Source organism: Alkalihalobacterium chitinilyticum, assembly GCF_029028005.1.
GTDB classification, from domain to species: domain Bacteria; phylum Bacillota; class Bacilli; order Bacillales; family Bacillaceae_F; genus Alkalihalobacterium; species Alkalihalobacterium chitinilyticum.
Genome location: NZ_JAOTPO010000006.1, coordinates 1 through 17,418, shown reverse-complemented (window position 1 = coordinate 17,418; position 17,418 = coordinate 1). Strand labels below are relative to the sequence as shown.

General features: G+C 39.3%; 17 protein-coding genes and 1 other RNA gene. 2 read left to right on the top strand and 16 right to left on the bottom strand.

All coding sequences use genetic code 11. From position 1 onward, the window contains the following. Positions 1-50: 50 nt before the first annotated feature. From N7Z68_RS10080 to N7Z68_RS10035, 10 genes are all read right to left on the bottom strand, one after another. Complete coding sequence (locus N7Z68_RS10080; protein WP_275118356.1) at positions 51-233, bottom strand: DUF3918 domain-containing protein; 183 nt, start codon at positions 231-233, stop codon at positions 51-53. A gap of 22 nt (positions 234-255) precedes the next feature. Continuing rightward, entirely contained in the window at positions 256-444 is a 189-nt protein-coding gene (locus N7Z68_RS10075) for a YrzR-like zinc ribbon domain (RefSeq protein WP_216829090.1), read from the bottom strand. Positions 445-462: 18 nt separating this feature from the next. Further along, positions 463-936, bottom strand: coding sequence for a PRC-barrel domain-containing protein (locus N7Z68_RS10070; RefSeq protein WP_275118355.1), 474 nt, complete (start codon positions 934-936; stop codon positions 463-465). A gap of 55 nt (positions 937-991) precedes the next feature. Beyond that, complete coding sequence (gene recD2, locus N7Z68_RS10065) at positions 992-3,268, bottom strand: SF1B family DNA helicase RecD2 (RefSeq protein WP_275118354.1); 2,277 nt, start codon at positions 3,266-3,268, stop codon at positions 992-994. A gap of 12 nt (positions 3,269-3,280) precedes the next feature. Next, positions 3,281-3,943 (bottom strand): tetratricopeptide repeat protein, encoded by a 663-nt coding sequence (locus N7Z68_RS10060; protein WP_275118353.1) that lies wholly within the window; start codon positions 3,941-3,943, stop codon positions 3,281-3,283. Between the two features lie 99 nt (positions 3,944-4,042). Further along, positions 4,043-5,158 (bottom strand): tRNA 2-thiouridine(34) synthase MnmA, encoded by a 1,116-nt coding sequence (gene mnmA, locus N7Z68_RS10055; protein ID WP_275118352.1) that lies wholly within the window; start codon positions 5,156-5,158, stop codon positions 4,043-4,045. Between the two features lie 36 nt (positions 5,159-5,194). Further along, positions 5,195-6,337 carry a cysteine desulfurase family protein gene (locus N7Z68_RS10050; RefSeq protein ID WP_275118351.1) on the bottom strand — a complete coding sequence of 381 codons (1,143 nt, stop codon included), beginning with the start codon at positions 6,335-6,337 and terminating at the stop codon, positions 5,195-5,197. 89 nt (positions 6,338-6,426) lie between these two features. Further along, complete coding sequence (gene cymR / locus N7Z68_RS10045) at positions 6,427-6,846, bottom strand: cysteine metabolism transcriptional regulator CymR (RefSeq protein ID WP_275118350.1); 420 nt, start codon at positions 6,844-6,846, stop codon at positions 6,427-6,429. After that, on the bottom strand, positions 6,779-7,489 hold the full coding sequence (locus tag N7Z68_RS10040) for a YczE/YyaS/YitT family protein (RefSeq protein WP_275118349.1): 711 nt from the start codon (positions 7,487-7,489) through the stop codon (positions 6,779-6,781). The genes cymR and N7Z68_RS10040 overlap by 68 nt, the downstream gene beginning before the upstream one ends. Before the next feature lie 88 nt (positions 7,490-7,577). Then, entirely contained in the window at positions 7,578-8,822 is a 1,245-nt protein-coding gene (locus N7Z68_RS10035; RefSeq protein ID WP_275118582.1) for a replication-associated recombination protein A, read from the bottom strand. Positions 8,823-9,213: 391 nt separating this feature from the next. Here N7Z68_RS10035 and N7Z68_RS10030 point away from each other — a divergent pair, with 391 nt between their 5' ends. After that, positions 9,214-9,843: an RsfA family transcriptional regulator gene (locus tag N7Z68_RS10030; RefSeq protein WP_275118348.1), complete on the top strand. Its 630-nt coding sequence runs from the start codon at positions 9,214-9,216 to the stop codon at positions 9,841-9,843. 322 nt (positions 9,844-10,165) lie between these two features. On the opposite strand, the gene N7Z68_RS10025 is transcribed toward N7Z68_RS10030, so the two are convergent. From N7Z68_RS10025 to ssrS, 6 genes are all read right to left on the bottom strand, one after another. Beyond that, on the bottom strand, positions 10,166-10,885 hold the full coding sequence (locus N7Z68_RS10025; protein ID WP_275118347.1) for a LutC/YkgG family protein: 720 nt from the start codon (positions 10,883-10,885) through the stop codon (positions 10,166-10,168). Further along, a complete protein-coding gene (locus tag N7Z68_RS10020; RefSeq protein ID WP_275118346.1) occupies positions 10,885-12,312 on the bottom strand; it encodes a LutB/LldF family L-lactate oxidation iron-sulfur protein in 1,428 nt (475 codons plus the stop codon). Before N7Z68_RS10020 ends, N7Z68_RS10025 begins: the two co-directional genes overlap by 1 nt. 24 nt (positions 12,313-12,336) lie before the next feature. Next, on the bottom strand, positions 12,337-13,056 hold the full coding sequence (locus N7Z68_RS10015) for a (Fe-S)-binding protein (protein ID WP_275118345.1): 720 nt from the start codon (positions 13,054-13,056) through the stop codon (positions 12,337-12,339). Between the two features lie 228 nt (positions 13,057-13,284). Further along, entirely contained in the window at positions 13,285-15,069 is a 1,785-nt protein-coding gene (locus tag N7Z68_RS10010) for an L-lactate permease (protein WP_275118344.1), read from the bottom strand. Positions 15,070-15,340: 271 nt separating this feature from the next. Beyond that, complete coding sequence (locus N7Z68_RS10005) at positions 15,341-16,108, bottom strand: tRNA threonylcarbamoyladenosine dehydratase (protein WP_275118343.1); 768 nt, start codon at positions 16,106-16,108, stop codon at positions 15,341-15,343. Between the two features lie 288 nt (positions 16,109-16,396). Next, positions 16,397-16,575: non-coding RNA, 6S RNA (gene ssrS, locus N7Z68_RS10000), on the bottom strand. 488 nt (positions 16,576-17,063) lie between these two features. Here ssrS and N7Z68_RS09995 point away from each other — a divergent pair. Beyond that, the gene (locus tag N7Z68_RS09995; protein ID WP_275116927.1) at positions 17,064-17,387 is read left to right on the top strand and encodes a transposase; all 324 of its coding nucleotides are present in this window, start codon (positions 17,064-17,066) and stop codon (positions 17,385-17,387) included. The last annotated feature ends 31 nt before the right edge of the window (positions 17,388-17,418 follow it).

The window sequence follows — 17,418 nt, the reverse complement described above, 5'->3', positions numbered from 1 at the left end:
ACAAAAATAAAAAGAGACCGATACAAATAGATGTATCGATCTCTATAAAATTAAGCAAAGTTTTTCATCATTCGTTTTCTCATTTTTTGTAAGTCATTTTGATCTGGGACGATATTTTGAATATCGAGCTTTGTAAGTGGCTGCACCCATTGCATCATTCGTTTTCGATTACGGCGATCTCTCATCGAGTAAGCCGCCGCGCCTAAACCAATTGCTAACAATAGATTACGCATCCGTATCACCACCAGATTGGAATTACATTTCTATTTGTAAATCATGGTCTTCAAATAGGTCGTCTAAGGAACTGAGTGAACCGTCTTCTTCCACTTGATGAAGTGACAATTTTCCTTTGGTAATTGTCATTTCAACAAAGCAATTCCAACAATAATATTGATTTGTTCCTATTTTTCCGATATCTTTACAATTACAGTTTGGACATTGCATCATAGGGTCTCCTCTTTTTTATAATTGAACAACAAGGATATCCTTGCCGATTGTTAAAGGATGATCCGTCTTCACTACTTTACGTCCTTCCTTAATATCAGCAATTAAACCTTCTGTTACTTCATACCCTACAATCGTGCCCAATTCTTCCATGAAATATACATCTTCTACCAACCCAAGTTTTTCGCCTTCACTTGTCAGTAATGGTCTTCCTGACAGCTTTTCCTTCCCTTGCTTTAAGTGATGCTCCGTCTTCTTTTTATGGTATATCGAAGCATCCTTTAAATCTTGGATCATGAGACTTTCATGTCCGAACCCTGTAATTGCATCAATCGGAACAAATAGGTGACGATTAAACCAACCTTTTTTATCTACCACAATACCAGTCACCACTCCATGATCGTTTAACAACAAATCATTGACGGTTCCAAGTTCTTCTCCTGTTTTTGCACAAAAAAGGGACTGGCCGCAAATACTTGAAAATGTTCGCAAAGGAACCTCCTCCTCTCGAACAGTTATAGTTTCTGCCTTTTACTTTGTCTTCATCCTAGTTTCCTGTTACCAATGAATCCTTTAGCTTATCGCAAAGCATGGAATTTCTATTGTGCTCGTCTTTTTGCTCAATCGCTTGGAAAAGGGCATCTTGTTCGCCGCATAAGATTAAAAATTGCTTAGCTCTTGTCACTCCCGTGTAAATTAGGTTACGTCTGAGCATACGAAAATATCCTTTCACGACAGGCATAATAACGATCGGAAATTCACTGCCTTGCGCTTTATGTATCGATGAACAGTACGCATGTGTAATTTGGCTTAAATCTTTTTTAGTGTATACGACCTCTATTCCTTCGAAAGAAATGACGATTTGATCGACTTTTTCTACATTTTCCTTTGCATAGATAATCGCTACAATTTCACCGCGGTCTCCATTAAACACTTGCTCATCGGGATTGTTCATGAGCTGTAGGACAACATCGCCTTTTCGATACACCACGTCTCCAAATTCGATTTCTCTTCGCCCTTCTACAGGAGGATTGACAAGGTTCTGCAAGTGGAGGTTCAGTCGTTCAATTCCTGCATTTCCTCTGTACATCGGGGCTAGAACTTGGATATCCTTTGGTGCATATCCTTTTTTTACTGCATTAAGGTACACTTTTTCGATCACTTGCATTACTTGATTTTGGTGACATGGAAAAAAACGACGGTCATCTTTCGCTTCTTTTAAGTCTTCTGGTAACGCTCCATTTTTAATTTCATGAGCAAGCTTGATAATCGACGATCCTTCTTCCTGCCGGTAAATATCCGTTAGCTCAACAATAGGTATCGCACGTGACCGCAGTAAATCACTTAAAACTTGTCCCGGACCAACGGATGGAAGCTGATCTTGGTCACCAACTAAAATCACTTGCATATGATCGGGAATGGATTTAAATAATTGATTGGCCAGCCATATATCCACCATCGATACTTCATCGACAATAAGTAAGTTCCCTTCTAATTGTTCATGTTCGTTTTTTTCAAATCCACCCGTTCCGCCTTTCCATCCTAATAAGCGGTGAATCGTTAACGAAGGAAGGTTTGTCGCTTCCCCCATTCGTTTAGCGGCTCTTCCGGTAGGCGCTACAAGAAGGACTGGGAATGGATTTCCGTCTTTATAATCACTCGGTTCAAGTGATACGCCATGAAGCTTGGCATAAATCTCCACAATTCCTTTAATAACCGTTGTCTTTCCTGTACCGGGTCCACCCGTTAAGATCATGATGGGTGAAGAAAGGGCGGTTTCAATTCCTTTTTTCTGTGATTCCGCGTACTCCATTTTCAAAGTTTCCTCTAACTCACCAAGTGCTGTTAAAAATTCAGACTGAACAAATGTCAAAGGCTCTTCACGGTTCACAAGACGTTTGATATTCGTCACTAAGCCTTTTTCAGCAAAAAATAATGTCTTTAAGTAAATGCGTTCTTCTTCAATGACGATCTTTCCTTCTTCATCCATGATCGTTAAAGCACTTTCTACTTCTTCTGCTGAAATCGGGTTGGAAGACGTCGATAATAATTGAATGACTTCATGAACAATTTCAGTTTGAGCTAGAAAGACATGTCCTTGTTGATTACTTAGTTCATTTAAGCAAAAAATACAGCCCGCTTGAATTCGGTCCGGATGATTACCTGAAATTCCAATTGCTTCACCGAGCAGGTCTGCTCTTTTAAAGCCGATCCCTTCTACATCTTGGATCAATTGATACGGGTTAGTTTGAATGACATCAAGTGTTTGTTGTTTATATACCTGATAAATTTTAACTGCGAGTTCAATCCCAAACCCGTATTTCGATAAAAATAATATGACTTGTTCGATTCCTTGGTGTTCTACTAATTGGTCATATATTAATTTACGTTTATCTTCAGTTAATTTCGGAACATTTTCGAGTACGGAAGGGTCTTCAAGTATCAATGTAATTACACGTTCTCCTAAGCTTTTAACAATGGACTCGGCTGTTTTCTTTCCGATCCCTGGAAATCGATCACTTGATAAATAGTGAATAATCCCTTGAGCCGTTTGCGGAATGTCTCGGCGAAATTGCTCGACCACATATTGCAAGCCGAATTTCGGATGGTCATGCAGCCTTCCAAAAAAGACGTATACATCCTCAGGTTCTACTTTGGGCAGCGTTCCGACAACGGTAACTTGTGGTTCATCCAGCTGCTCTGTGGTGTCGAGAACTTTTACAGCCGCTACGGTATAAAAATTTTCTTCGTTATGAAAAATAACGTGAGTGACCTCTCCTTTTATATATGGAGCTTGGTCTTCTTGACTTCCTCGGTTCTCCATTTTATCTGCCTCCTATTGCGTTAGCAGTTCCTCCATTTTCTTTTTCCCGTTTCCAGCAAGGAGATGGTCTGGTTGAATTTTAATTGCTCGATTAAACGCTTCTAACGCTTTTTCTAGTTCGTTTTTATACGCATAGGCTACACCGATGTTAAAAAAGGCATCAGCGTGATTTTCCTCTTGGGCTACAACTTCTTTAAATTGTTTCAACGCCTCATCTATTTGTTCAAGTTGTGCAAGGCAAAGGCCGTATTGAAAACGAGCATCAATATCGTCTGGATTCATTTCCGTTACCGTTTGAAAATGAACGAGTGCATGATTTAATTGTCCTAATTGATAGTGACTCATCCCAATCATAAAATAAACATCAGCCTCTTTAAGCTCATTTTGGATCGCTTGGTTAAACATCTGAATCGCCTCATCAAATTTCTCCAGTTGATAAAAGGCATTTCCTGCACCATAATAGGCTGTTGCTGCAGAAGCATCTAAGGAAATTGCCTTTTCAAAAAATACGATCGCTTTTTCCAATTCACCAACGATCGCTAGTAAATTTCCAAAATTAATAAATCCGACTGGATCATTTGGATGAGCTTCAATTGCTTGATTAAAGTATAAAGCTGCCTTTTCATAATCTCTTTCTTGCATCGCTTGCATTCCTTGTTGTATGTAATCGCTCATTATTTTCCCATCCTTATCTTTTAACTTAATATGTGGTTGTCCTCATTCAGTATATCAAAGAATTGTGACTGTCACCCAAACACAAAAGGAGAACTTAGATTAAAGTTCTCCCTCTTCTGTCAAAATGACATCTATTGTACCGCCGCCTAGACATACATCACCGTCGTAAAACACGACAGCTTGACCAGGGGTAACTGCTCGTTGTGGTTCATCAAAAATGACTTTGACGTTGTTGTCCGGGAGCGGAATGACGGTAACTCCTTGATCTGGCTGACGGTATCTGAATTTTGCTGTACACTTGAATGGCTCCGTTGGCGGATTAGGACTGATCCAATTCACATGGACACCGGTTAACCCTAATGAATAGAGACCTGGATGATGGTACCCTTGTCCAACATACAATATGTTTTTCTCGATATTTTTTCCGATCACAAACCAAGGCTCTCCAGCACCGCCGATACCTAATCCTTGGCGTTGTCCTAATGTGTAGTACATGAGGCCATCATGTTTTCCTTTGACTTCTCCATCTAGCGTCTGCATTTCACCAGGTTGAGCAGGTAGATAGGAGCTTAGAAACTCTTTAAAGTTACGTTCACCTATAAAGCAAATCCCCGTACTGTCCTTCTTTTTAGCGGTTGCTAAGTTCGCTCGTTCTGCAATTTCGCGGACTTCTTTTTTCTCGATATGTCCAATTGGGAACATTGTCTTGGAGAGTTGTTCTTGGCTTAACGCATTTAAGAAGTACGTTTGATCTTTATTATTATCTAAGCCACGAATTAAACGATGCTCTCCATCATGGAAATCGACACGCGCATAGTGACCGGTTGCTACGTAATCCGCACCAAGTGTTAGTGCATGTTGTAAAAAGGCCTTAAATTTTATTTCTTTGTTACACATCACATCTGGATTCGGTGTTCTGCCTGCCCGATACTCATCTAAAAAGTAAGTAAACACTTTATCCCAGTATTGCTTTTCAAAATTAACGGCATAGTACGGAATACCAATTTGGTTGCATACTTTAATAACATCGTTATAATCTTCTGTCGCGGTACAAACACCGTTCTCATCTGTATCGTCCCAGTTTTTCATAAAAATGCCGATCACATCATATCCTTGTTCTTTTAAAACGAGGGCAGTAACGGACGAGTCAACTCCTCCACTCATTCCAACAACGACACGAGTATCTTCTGGCTTTTTATCTAGTTGTCTGTTCATACTACTCACCACCTACAAAGCTAAGGCTGTAACAGCTTATAGTGCTGTAATTCTTTTGACGATTTTTACTGTTTCCTTAGCTACTTTCTCTATATCCTCTATAGTATTTCCATATCCGAAGCTAAATCTCACGGACGATTTTGCTTTTTCATCATCTTTAAACATCGCCGAAAGAACATGCGATGGCTCAAAGGATCCGGCTGTACATGCTGATCCGCTAGAAACCGCTATCCCTGCTAGATCCAAATTAACAAGCAGTGACTCTACATTCACACCTTTAAAACTGATATTTAAAACATGCGGAAGGACATCGGAAACATGCCCGTTAACAGAAAAGTCTAGCCCCTCTTCTTGAAAAATACCAATCATCTGCTCACGAAATTGAAAATAGCGCTGCCTCTTTTCTTGCACGTCTTCCATTGCTATTTTTGCAGCTTCTGCAAAGCCGACGATGCTCGCTACATTTTCTGTCCCAGCCCTGCGTTTTCTCTCTTGTTCCCCACCGAACAATTGAGGCTTTAGATCATAGCCCTTTTTTGCATATAAAAAACCAGTTCCTTTTGGTCCGTTAATTTTATGGGCAGAAACGGATAGAAACTGTACCGACAATTCCTCAACATCTAACGGGATCGTTCCATAGGCTTGGACGGCATCCGTATGAAACGCAATGCCCTGTTCTTTTAAGAACGCACCAATCTCTGCAATGGGTTGAACTGCACCTACTTCATTATTCCCGTACATGATCGAAACGAGGATCGTTTCTTCACGGACATGATTTTTTAAATCCGTTAACGACACTCTCCCCTGTTCATCTACAGGTAAATAAGTGACCTCAAACCCTTGTTCTTCTAATGACTTACATGTATGTAGAACAGCGTGATGCTCAATGACTGTTGTGATAATATGAGTTCCCTTGGCTTTATTTTTCAACGCATAGCCGATGATCGCCATATTATCAGCTTCCGTCCCACCGCTTGTAAAAATTAATTCATCTGGATGAGCCCCGATCGTTTGAGCTAACGATAATCTAGCTTCATCTAATGCATGTCTCGTTCTGCGACCAAAGCTGTGAATACTTGAAGGATTGCCAAAATGCTCGCTGAAATAGGGCATCATCGCTTCTAATGCTTTCGGATGCAGGGGTGAAGTCGCTGCATGGTCTAAATATATCGGTTTCAATTTCCACACCTACTTTATCGTTCACTTATATGTTTTCTATCTATTTGGTGATATACCACTTTTATAGAAACAGCCATAAAGGCAAGAAATTAGATATAGAACATGTAATATTCCTGGTTTCCTTTATCCTCATATTCAGCTAAATCTTGAAGTGTAGTATTATCTAATACATCTTTAACCGCATCACGGATTTTTATCCATAGATCACGTTTTGCAGGTTCTTCATCCTCGAGTACTTCAACTGGGCTAATCGGCCCTTCAAGAACACGAATAATATCCCCAGCTGTAATTTCAACTGGTTCTTTAGCCAGCATGTAGCCGCCATATGCTCCTCTTACACTTTTAACAAGCATCGCATTACGTAAGGGTGCAATTAATTGCTCTAGGTAATGCTCAGACAGATCGTGATCCTTTGCAATTGATTTTAATGAAATCGGTCCTTCACCGTATTTCTTTGCTAATGCCATCATGATGGTTAACCCGTAACGTCCCTTTGTTGATATCTTCATTATTTACCCCTCTTTCTATCAATCGATCCACTAGTCGTTGGCATTGTGGCAGAGTAATCCCTACCACACTTCCAATTCCAAAACAAAAAATTAAAGTCCCAATAAAAACAGGTCCCCCTAATAACCATCCCGTTGTAAGAACTACAATTTCCATTGCACTTCGAACCCATTGTACTTTGAGTTTTGTCTTTTCCGTTATTGCTAACATAAGGCTATCTCTAGGGCCGGCTCCACATTTAGGTGCAATGTAAAGGCCAATCCCGTAACCAATTATAATAATTCCGCTTACCAGCATAATAAGTTTGCCAATAAATGAACTTGGCGTACTTAATACAAATAAAAAAATATCAATAAAAACTCCAACTAGGACCATATTAACAAACGCACCTACTTGAGGCCATTCTTTTGTCAATAAGGTTGTAACCCCAATAATAACAAATCCCATAATAATTGACCATGTACCGATAGTTAACCCTAATTGCAAGGTCAGGCCAATATGAAGTACATCCCAAGGAGCACTTCCTAGATCAGCTGTTATCATTAAGGCAATTCCAAAAGACATGATCACTAAACCTAACATAAAAATTCCCCAACGCAGGCCTAGCTTCTTTCTTTTCCAATCGCTGTGCTCCTCTAATCCCATGTTGAATTCCTTCTCTCTATGCTCTTCTCAAACTTTAAATTCTTTGCCATTATAGCATGAATGGGATTTTATTTGCATGGAAACAGATCTAACTCTTTTTCAATTCTTGAATGCGATTATGGAATTGAGCGAGTCTCTTTTCTTGCCCGCTTTCTTTTGGTTTATAATACTTTTTGTCTTTTAAATGATCCGGCAAGTATTGTTGCTTTACCCAACCTCCAAAGTCATGAGGATATTTATAATCTACCCCTCGACCTAATTCCTTTGCCCCTCGATAATGTGCATCTTTTAAATGATCAGGTACCTCTCCAATATTGGCGGACCGAACATCATTTAATGCATGATCTAATGCCTTATAAGCACTATTTGATTTGGGAGAAAGGCATAACTCTGTCACAGCAACAGACAATGGAATCCGAGCTTCAGGCAATCCTAGCCTTTCTGCTGACTGGATCGCTGACAATACCATTTGAGGAACATGGCTGTTCGCAAGACCTATATCCTCCCATGCTGTTACGAGCAGTCTTCGGCAGATCACATCCAAGTCTCCTGCTTCAATTAACCGAGCTAAATAATGAAGGGCACCGTCTACATCAGACCCTCTCATGCTTTTTTGAAAGGCGCTAATGATGTTATAAAAGTGATCTCCCTTTTTATCATAATGTAAACTTTTCTTTTGTAAGCACTCTTTAATGATATCTAGCGTAATTAAAATTTGCTCATCATCATTTGGATCCGTTGATAATACAGCGATCTCTAGGCCATTAAGTGCCGCGCGAATATCTCCGCCACAATGGAGAGCCAGCTCATCAAGAACACCATCTTCTAATTCGATATTGAGTTTCCCAAAGCCTTTCCGCTCATCATGTAAGGCTCTCTGTAACACTTCTTTAATCTCATCAGGCTGCGGGTGAGTTAACTCTAAAACGGTACATCGGGACTTAATTGCATTATTAATTTCGAAATGTGGATTTTCTGTCGTTGCTCCTATGAGAATAATCAGTCCGCTTTCCATATATGGAAGTAAGAAGTCTTGTTGACTTTTATTAAATCGATGGACCTCATCAACAAATAAGATCGACTTTCCGAGTAATTTCGCTTCTTGAACAACGGCTTCCATCTCTTTTTTTCCTGACGAAACAGCATTGATTTCATAATAAGGCAATGAAGTTAGCTGTGCGATTACATTGGCAATGGTTGTTTTTCCTGTTCCTGGTGGCCCATATAAAATAATAGACGATAATCGGTTCGATTTAATCATTCGCTGCAATAATTTACCTTCACCGACAATATGCTTTTGACCAACAATTTCATCTAATGCCGCAGGTCGCATTCGATAGGCAAGTGGTTCCGTAAAGTAATTTTCCACTATATATCAACTCCAATAAAACATTCCTTGTATCAATCTAGTATTCTCTAGATTATTTATCTATTCTTATTCTAATAGTCCATCCATTTTTCTCTTAGACACCTTAACTGGACCAAGTCCATTGGCTTTTTAGTAATAGTCCCAAATATTAATAGTTCTATTATATATACTATACCGTTCTAGTTTGCAAACGGAAGGACTGTATTTCGTCTGATTGATGAACCTCTTCGTTAATAAGCAATACTAGTATTTTCATATCGAATGTATAATTCCTAGAATTCTTGGTAATAGTATTAGTAAATTTAACTAAAATATGAATTTACTTGTAAATCAAGAAAGATAAGGAGATGGTATTATGAAAGTACGCCAAGATGCTTGGTCACATGAAGATGATGTTCTTTTAGCAGAAACCGTATTACGTCACATTCGAGAAGGAAGTACTCAATTAGTTGCATTTGATGAAGTAGGAGATGAATTACACCGAACTTCTGCAGCTTGTGGATTTCGTTGGAACGCAGTTGTACGTCAAAAATATGTAGATCAAATTAGAGAAGCTAAAAAAGAACGTAAAGAACGTAAGAGAGCAGCTGCATTCGCAACGAATCGCAGACCTGTAAGAAACGCTTCTTTATATTATCCCGTTATGAATACAGCACAACCTTTAAACTTAGAAGGTTTAGATATCGAAACGGTTATTTCATACCTTCGTTCTCTAACTTCAAATCAACTTCCAGCAGATCAATTGAAAAAAGAGAATGAAAAGCTATTAAAAGAAAACCTTGAGCTATTAACGCAAAACAAAGAGCTTGAAGCTGAGTTGAAGACGATCCAAGATGAGCATCAAACGATTGAAGAGGACTATCAATCACTTATTCAAATTATGAATCGTGCTAGACGTATGGCTATTTTACAAGAAGAAGAGCCTTTATCTAACGCTACATTCCGCATGGATAAAAACGGTAATCTAGAAAAAGTCGCAAAATAAAAGCAACAGAATTCTTTTCTGTTGCTTTTTTCTTTTCTATTTGTACGGTTCAAAAAGGAGGACAAAAAGAGCCGAGAAAATCAAGGAAGTGTAGTCTCCGAGCATAAAGCTGGTTGCTCCGTAAGCATAATCCTCGCACGCCGGAAAAGTGTTCTTCTTTTCCAAGGAGCGGAACGTATGCGGTTAATACGTGAGGAGTGAAGGAGCAAGCTGACGAGCTTCCACAGGATGTGGTGACTTCGACGTTCCCACAGGACGTGGGGCTCTTAGTCGAAGTTCTTCTCTCGAAAGCTATTTTTCCCGGACTTTTTGAACATCCTCTCTATTTATCTTCTATAATAATATACGTTGCTTTAATAGGACCATGAACACCTACAACTAAGTTCATTTCAATATCAGCACTATTACTTGGACCTGAAATGAAATTGACACAAGAAGGCACTTTACCTGTTTCTTCTTGAAGCTTATGAATATAGCTTGTTGCTTGTGTCATTCTTGGAACGATCGTACTTTTTGGTATAAGGGCTACATAATACTTCGGTAGAAGACTGACAGATCTTCCTTTGCCATTATCACTCAGTAAAACAACTGTACCAGATTCTGCAAGCGTTAAATCTGCAAACGTTAGACCGATATCCGCCTTCTCAGCAATTCTTATATTCTCTTCTCCTGCATTCGTATCCCAGATATGAACATCTATTCCTTTGACATCCGCTTGCTTATAATACTGATCAACCCCATACTCTTCTAAACGAGGGTCTGCCCAGCTTACAATTGATTTTGCTTCAAAGCCATCAACAACCTCTGATAGTACATCAGTTAATGTTTCTGTTGTTGCTAGAGCGACCTGAGTGTGTATACGAGCACATTGTTCTTTTAACACATCAAGAAGTTCATCTTGTGTTAGATCTTTAAAAACATCCCATTGGGGTTGTTTTTTCCAATTCGGACGTGAGACAGGACCTGTTTGCCGGCTTCGACCAAGACTTTTTGCTACTTGATTTAAAAACTTTTCTTTGTTGTGTACTGTACCGTTAGCCATTAGTTGTTCTCCCCCTTTTCACGATCCTTAAACCAGTTACGGAAATTTTCTTTACTTGGCTCCGGGAAATCACGAATGTCTGTCCAAGGCTTAATTGGACCAGGACCTTTTGTCACTTTCCCCTCTTTTGCAAATGGTCCCATCATCGATGGTGCCATTTTTGAACCCATGCTATATAACTTTGGTGAACTAGCCGCCATTGCGAAGCCTTTCATTGCTAACTTCTCACCAAAGCCACCTTTTCCTTGTTCTTCAACAATATTGCGACGGTGTTTGACGAGCAGGTCATGCAATGGAATTTTTACTGGACATGCTTCCGTACATGCTGCACACAAACTCGAAGCATAAGGAAGTTCTTTATAATCTTCATACCCGCCAAGCAATGGAGAAAGAACCGCTCCAATTGGTCCCGGATAAATAGAACCATAAGAATGGCCGCCGATATGACGATAAATGGGACAAACGTTAATACAGGCAGCACATCGAATACATTGAAGTGCTGCTTGGAATTCTGTTCCTAAAATATTTGAACGTCCATTATCGACGATGACCAGATGAAACTCCTCAGGTCCATCAACGTCACCTTCATCTTTTGGTCCTGTTAATCCCGTAATGTAACTCGTTAACTTTTGGCCGACAGCACTGCGGCATAACATACTTACTAAAATATCAAGCTCTTCCCAAGTCGGTACAATTCGTTCCATACCCATTACTGTAATTTGTGTCTTTGGAAGTGTAGTAGACAGACGAGCATTTCCTTCATTCGTAACAAGTGAAATGGCCCCTGATTCTGCAACAGCAAAGTTACAGCCGGTCACACCGATATCAGCTTCTAAAAATTCGTTCCGTAATTGTTCTCTTGCAAATAGTGCTAGTTCCTCCGGTTTGGACGATTTGTCATAACCTCGTTTTTCAGAGAACGTATCACGAATTTGCTCTTTGTTTTTATGCAGTGCAGGAGCAACAAGGTGTGACGGCGGATCGTGATCATCGATTTGCAGAATGTATTCCCCTAGATCCGACTCAATCACTTCACAGCCTGCTTTTTCTAGCGCTTCATTCATGCTAATTTCTTCAGTCACCATCGATTTAGATTTAATGACTTTTTTGGCATTTTTTTGCTTTGCTATATTTGTGATATATTCATTGGCTTCTTCTGCTGTTTGTGCAAAAAAGACGTGTCCCCCGCGTTTCACTACGTTTTCAGTTAACTGCTCTAAATAGTAATCTAGATTTTCTAACGTATGCTGGCGAATTTCTTCCGCTAAATCTCTCCACTCTTCCCAGTTTCCTAGCTCTTCTTGCGCTTCTAGTTTCTTATTCTTTAAGCGTTCCTGAGCAGAAACCATTGCATTTCTCATAAATTCATTTTTTAACCCCTTATCCACTCGGTCAAAAAACTTCTCATCACTTATTTTCATCGTCATTTGTATCACCGCCTTACTTGTTTATTATTTTTTACTGTTCAATACTTGCGCGATATGCATTACTTTAATCGGCTTTCCTTGTCGTTCAATCCTGCCGCCAATATTCATTAAGCAGCCACAGTCAGCTCCAACTAGCACTTCTGCTTCTGTTTCTTCGATATGATCGATCTTTTCATTAACCATCTGTTCTGAGATGGGAACCATTTTAACCGAGAATGTACCACCAAAACCACAGCACGTTTCTTTATTTGGTAAACTTGCAAACTCAAGACCTTCGACATTTTCTAATAATTTCATCGGTGCATCTTTCACACCTAATAAACGAGTCATATGGCACGATGTATGGTACGTCGCTTTCGTTGGCAGCGATGCTCCAACATCCTCAATTTTTAAGACATCCACAATAAATTGAGTGAGTTCAAACGTTTTAGCAACTAACGCTTCCGCTTTTGCCTTCCACGCTTCATCATCTTTAAAAAGATGTGGATATTCGTGGATCATCGAAACGCAAGACCCTGACGGTGAAACGACATAATCAGATGCAGCAAATGTTTCAATCATATGTTTGGCAACCTCTTTCGCTTCTTTATGATAACCGCTGTTGTAGGCCGGCTGGCCACAGCACGTTTGATTGTCAGGAAACACAACTTCACACTTAAGTCTTTCTAAGATTTCTACTGTATCTTTACCAACGCCTGGATAAAAAACATCCGCAAGACAGGTTATAAATAATGATACTTTCATAGGATAACATCCCCTTCATCAGTTATCTGGTCATCAGACCATTATGTTAAAAATAAGATATTTCACTCTGAGTCTATAACAATTGAAAAAGCGTATTGGGGCCCACTCAACAGTCCAGCACCACCTCAATCAATAGATGAAGTGTCCAAACAAGCATGAGTCGACCTCTAACGCTCTTTCAACATTTACATTAAATTATAATCAAGATCACCAGTATACACAACGACTTTACGCGGCAATTTGATCGTCTTGGTCTTTCTTACTTTGTTTATTTCCTTTTAAAATAGCATAGACAATACCTGCAACAACAGCTAATACCATGAATGTTCCAATATTAAATCCTACACCGTATAGGAAAACAAACCCAAGACCACCAGCAAATACAATATAGTATAAAGTCGGGATCATTGTCTTACGAATTAATGTTCCTTCACGCCCGACTAACCCGGCAGCCGCTGAAGCTGCTACAACGTTATGCACACAAATCATGTTACCTGCCGCTCCACCTATCGCTTGTAAAGCGATAATCGTAGAAGGGTTGACGCCGATATTATCAGCGACACCAAATTGGAATAAAGAGAACATCATATTACTAATTGTATTACTTCCTGCAACGAAGGCTCCAAGTGCACCAATTAAAGGAGCAACTGCCGGCCAATTATCACCAATCAACAGAGATACACTTTCTGCTAATAAGATCGGCATACTCGCTAATTCTGCAGCATTAACCCCTGAGTTAATGAACACTTGAACCATTGGTACTGCAAATAGTAAAGCTGCTGCAGCACTTACGGTTGTCATAAACGAGTCTTTAACCGCACGTCCATATGCTTGTCCGTTCATGCCGAATAAAGCAATACAGATTAGTGAAACTACAACCATAATTGTACCTGGCAGGTATAGTGGTGTACTTGCAAATGAAATCGATGTACCAAATACCTCTGTGAAATTAATTTTTACAACATCACTAGTTAACCAACCTTTAATAGGCAGCTCGTTTAATCGAGTTAATACTAATAATAATCCAACGAGTACATATGGAACCCATGCCTTATAAACTGACACTTTTTTAGCTGGTGCTTCATTTGTAATTTGTAACTTACCAACCCATTCAGGATCCCAGTTTTCTTTACGATCAAAATCCCACGTTTTCTTCGGCATAAATAAACCGCGTTTTGCTGCAGGTACAACGATTGCTAAACCAATTAACCCACCGAATAGTGACGGGAATTCCGGCCCTAACAAATTAGCAATTAATGCATAAGGAACCGTAAACGCAAGTCCTGCAAAAATAGCAAACTTCCAAATCGCTAAACCTTCTGCAATTGATTTGTTTTTACCAAAGAACCAAGTTAACATTGCAACCATGAATAATGGAATTAATGTACCGATAATGGCATGAAAAATAGCTGTTTGTGCACCAATTGAATTTAAGTACGCTTCATAGGTCATTCCTAATTCCGCAGCAGTAGCTAAAACTTTCTCATCTGTACCAATACCGTTATTAACACCGATCAAAATTGGCGTTCCAATCGCTCCAAATGTTACTGGTGTGGATTGAATAATTAATGCAACCATAACTGCAGCCATCGCTGGGAAACCAACTGCTACTAATAGTGGAGCAGCAATAGCTGCTGGAGTACCAAAGCCAGAAGCGCCTTCAATAAATGAACCGAATAACCAACAAATGATAATCGCCTGTACACGACGGTCGGGGGATACATTTGTAAAACCTTCACGAATTGAGTGCAGTGCCCCGCTTTCTTTTAACGTATTTAAAAGAAGAATAGCACCGAAAACAATAAATAATACTTCAATAACCGTAACTAAGCCACGAGAACTGGCTGCAGCCACTTGGTTAAAAGGCACTTTCCAAACAAGGAGTGCAACTGCTGCTGTCACAACAAACGCCAAAGGCATTGCACGACTTGCAGGCCATCTTAATATAACCAGAAATATTAATACAGTTAAAATAGGCACTAATGCCAATAGTGATAAAACTCCTAAACTCATAGTTCGTCTTCCCCCTAAAATATATGTAACTCTTGCAAACCAAACACTGTCATCTAATAACCGTATCATCATGTCTTATGGTCATCAGATGTTTCATTTGTTGTAAGTGCTTTCATTATAAAAAAAGTTCATAAATTATTCAATATATTTTTGAAAAAAATTCACTTGTATTTACATGGAAATATATCCTATGATTGCAACTCTTTGCTGAAAAGATCAAAAAATCACGATACCTTACTTGCATCGTGATTTTTTGTGAGTATTGGGTTCATTAACGCTCAATTGTAATTTCATTTTGTTCTAAAATTGTTGTAATAACATGACCTGCCATTATAAGTCCTGAAACCGACGGTACAAATGCATTGGAAGATGGCGGCAGTTTTGCCTTGCGAATTGGTCCTTCTTCAGCCTTTTCAGGAACGATTTCTTTACGAATTTCTTCACGGATTTTCACTGGGATCTCGTCAGAAAACACAACGTTTACTCCTTTATGAATACCTTCCTTACGAAGCTTTGTACGAACCACTTTGGCAATTGGGTCGTAACTTGTTTTTGAGATATCGGCAATTCGCAACCTCGTCGGGTCCATTTTATTGGCAACACCCATACTCGAAATAATCCCAATATTTCTTTGTAAACATTGCTTAATGACATGAATTTTATAAGTGATCGTATCACAAGCATCTACGACAAAGTCTAGTCCATGACTAAAGAAATCCTCATATGTGTCTTCTGTATAAAACATTTTTAAAGCAATAACTTCACAATCTGGGTTGATATCTTTAATACGTTCTTTCATTAACTCCACTTTCGGTTTTCCTACAGTAGATAACAGAGCATGAATTTGACGGTTTACATTTGTAATATCGACATCATCTTTGTCCACTAATACTAATCGACCCACACCTGACCGAGCAAGAGCTTCGGCTGAAAATGAACCTACTCCTCCTATTCCTAACACGGCAACTGTGCTGTTTTTTAAAGCTTCTACTCCGTCTTTTCCTATCGCTAATTCATTTCTTGAAAATTGATACAACATTCGTTCCTCGTCCTTTCTCTCTATAAAAACACATTCAACAACTGTTAGCTTTTTTAATATACTGATTATACCTATAAAAGTAGTCGGGGTAAAATATACCACAGCTTCCATAAAAAATCTATAGTGTTATGAAACCTATCCTTATTATGTACCAAAAGGCGAGCAGCCATAAGAAAAAGCTGACTTTTAGTATACGCATCTTTTCGACATCGTCACGTGTAGTAATACACATTTCACATCGATTAAGAAGCAGAACAAAGTCAGCTCAGATTAAAGCGTAAAATAAATAAGAGACCCAAAGTGCCGTAACTCCCTAGTTTTGAACCTGCTCTCGCAGGTGGGTGTCCAGCTTCTTTCTTTATACGTCCTCACAAATGAAGGCATGTATTCCAAAAGAAGACTTGATACTCCCAATAAAAAAATGTTGGCTCAAAACTGTCAGTCGCTCACGAACACGCTAGGACTCTTACTTTGTTAAGGAAATAATAGCATAAAAAGATATGAGCTTCAAGCGAAAAAAGTAAACCTTTCAGAATTTTCTATTAAGTCAACTTTTGAAAAATGATATAAGCTATGCTAAAGTTTCATTAGGAATTATGAAAGGTGGAAGGTGCCTGCTTATCGGCGACAAGCGCTGGAGGGCCAGCAATTAGTGTCCTGACCTTTGGACACTTTTGATGGACAGAAGCGACATCGAGCCGATGGCACCTGGAACTAGACATCGAAAAGTGGAAGCGACCGTTTAGCGGCGTATGGACTGGAGCCCTTAGTAGAAGATATAGGATACACGCTCTGATCCGTATAAGATATCTTTAGCGGACTCAGAAGCCCTTATTTTAGGGAAAATCGTCAACTTTATGGATTTAGAGGACTGAGTGCAATTAGAATAAAAAGTGGACACCCCTTTAACGAACATCATTTTTGGATATGATGATAATAACAAGGAGGGGTTCCCATGGGTGAACATCGGCAAAGGTATAATGAAGAATTTAAACGACAAACGGTTAAATTCGCACAAGAACAAAGACAAAGGAAAACAATGAGAGATATTGCACAGGAATTAGATATTCCGCTTAGTTGCTTGCATCAGTGGATGACTCAATATCGTGAGTTTGAGAATGAACCTTTAGCAGCTGAAGAACGTAACCTTCAGTTAGAACAACAGCTACGTGATAAAGAGCGCCAATTGAAAGAAAAGGACCGCGAGCTAGCATCTACAAAAGAAGAATTAGCTATTGTAAAAAAGGCGGTGCACATCTTCAGCAGACCACGGCCATGAGGTTTGAGTTCATTGAGAAACATCGCTCCGA

Bases quoted from the DNA above. Each gene is read 5' to 3' on its own strand.
- N7Z68_RS10020 (WP_275118346.1), bottom strand. From the start codon at position 12,312: ATGACGATGAAAATAAGTGATGAGAAGTTTTTTGACCGAGTGGATAAG.
- cymR (WP_275118350.1), bottom strand. From the start codon at position 6,846: ATGAAGATATCAACAAAGGGACGTTACGGGTTAACCATCATGATGGCA.
- N7Z68_RS10030 (WP_275118348.1), top strand. From the start codon at position 9,214: ATGAAAGTACGCCAAGATGCTTGGTCACATGAAGATGATGTTCTTTTA.
- N7Z68_RS10040 (WP_275118349.1), bottom strand. From the start codon at position 7,489: ATGGGATTAGAGGAGCACAGCGATTGGAAAAGAAAGAAGCTAGGCCTG.
- N7Z68_RS09995 (WP_275116927.1), top strand. From the start codon at position 17,064: ATGGGTGAACATCGGCAAAGGTATAATGAAGAATTTAAACGACAAACG.
- mnmA (WP_275118352.1), bottom strand. From the start codon at position 5,158: ATGAACAGACAACTAGATAAAAAGCCAGAAGATACTCGTGTCGTTGTT.
- N7Z68_RS10005 (WP_275118343.1), bottom strand. From the start codon at position 16,108: ATGTTGTATCAATTTTCAAGAAATGAATTAGCGATAGGAAAAGACGGA.
- N7Z68_RS10010 (WP_275118344.1), bottom strand. From the start codon at position 15,069: ATGAGTTTAGGAGTTTTATCACTATTGGCATTAGTGCCTATTTTAACT.
- N7Z68_RS10025 (WP_275118347.1), bottom strand. From the start codon at position 10,885: ATGGCTAACGGTACAGTACACAACAAAGAAAAGTTTTTAAATCAAGTA.
- N7Z68_RS10080 (WP_275118356.1), bottom strand. From the start codon at position 233: ATGCGTAATCTATTGTTAGCAATTGGTTTAGGCGCGGCGGCTTACTCG.
- N7Z68_RS10060 (WP_275118353.1), bottom strand. From the start codon at position 3,943: ATGAGCGATTACATACAACAAGGAATGCAAGCGATGCAAGAAAGAGAT.
- N7Z68_RS10035 (WP_275118582.1), bottom strand. From the start codon at position 8,822: ATGCGACCTGCGGCATTAGATGAAATTGTTGGTCAAAAGCATATTGTC.
- N7Z68_RS10075 (WP_216829090.1), bottom strand. From the start codon at position 444: ATGCAATGTCCAAACTGTAATTGTAAAGATATCGGAAAAATAGGAACA.
- recD2 (WP_275118354.1), bottom strand. From the start codon at position 3,268: ATGGAGAACCGAGGAAGTCAAGAAGACCAAGCTCCATATATAAAAGGA.
- N7Z68_RS10015 (WP_275118345.1), bottom strand. From the start codon at position 13,056: ATGAAAGTATCATTATTTATAACCTGTCTTGCGGATGTTTTTTATCCA.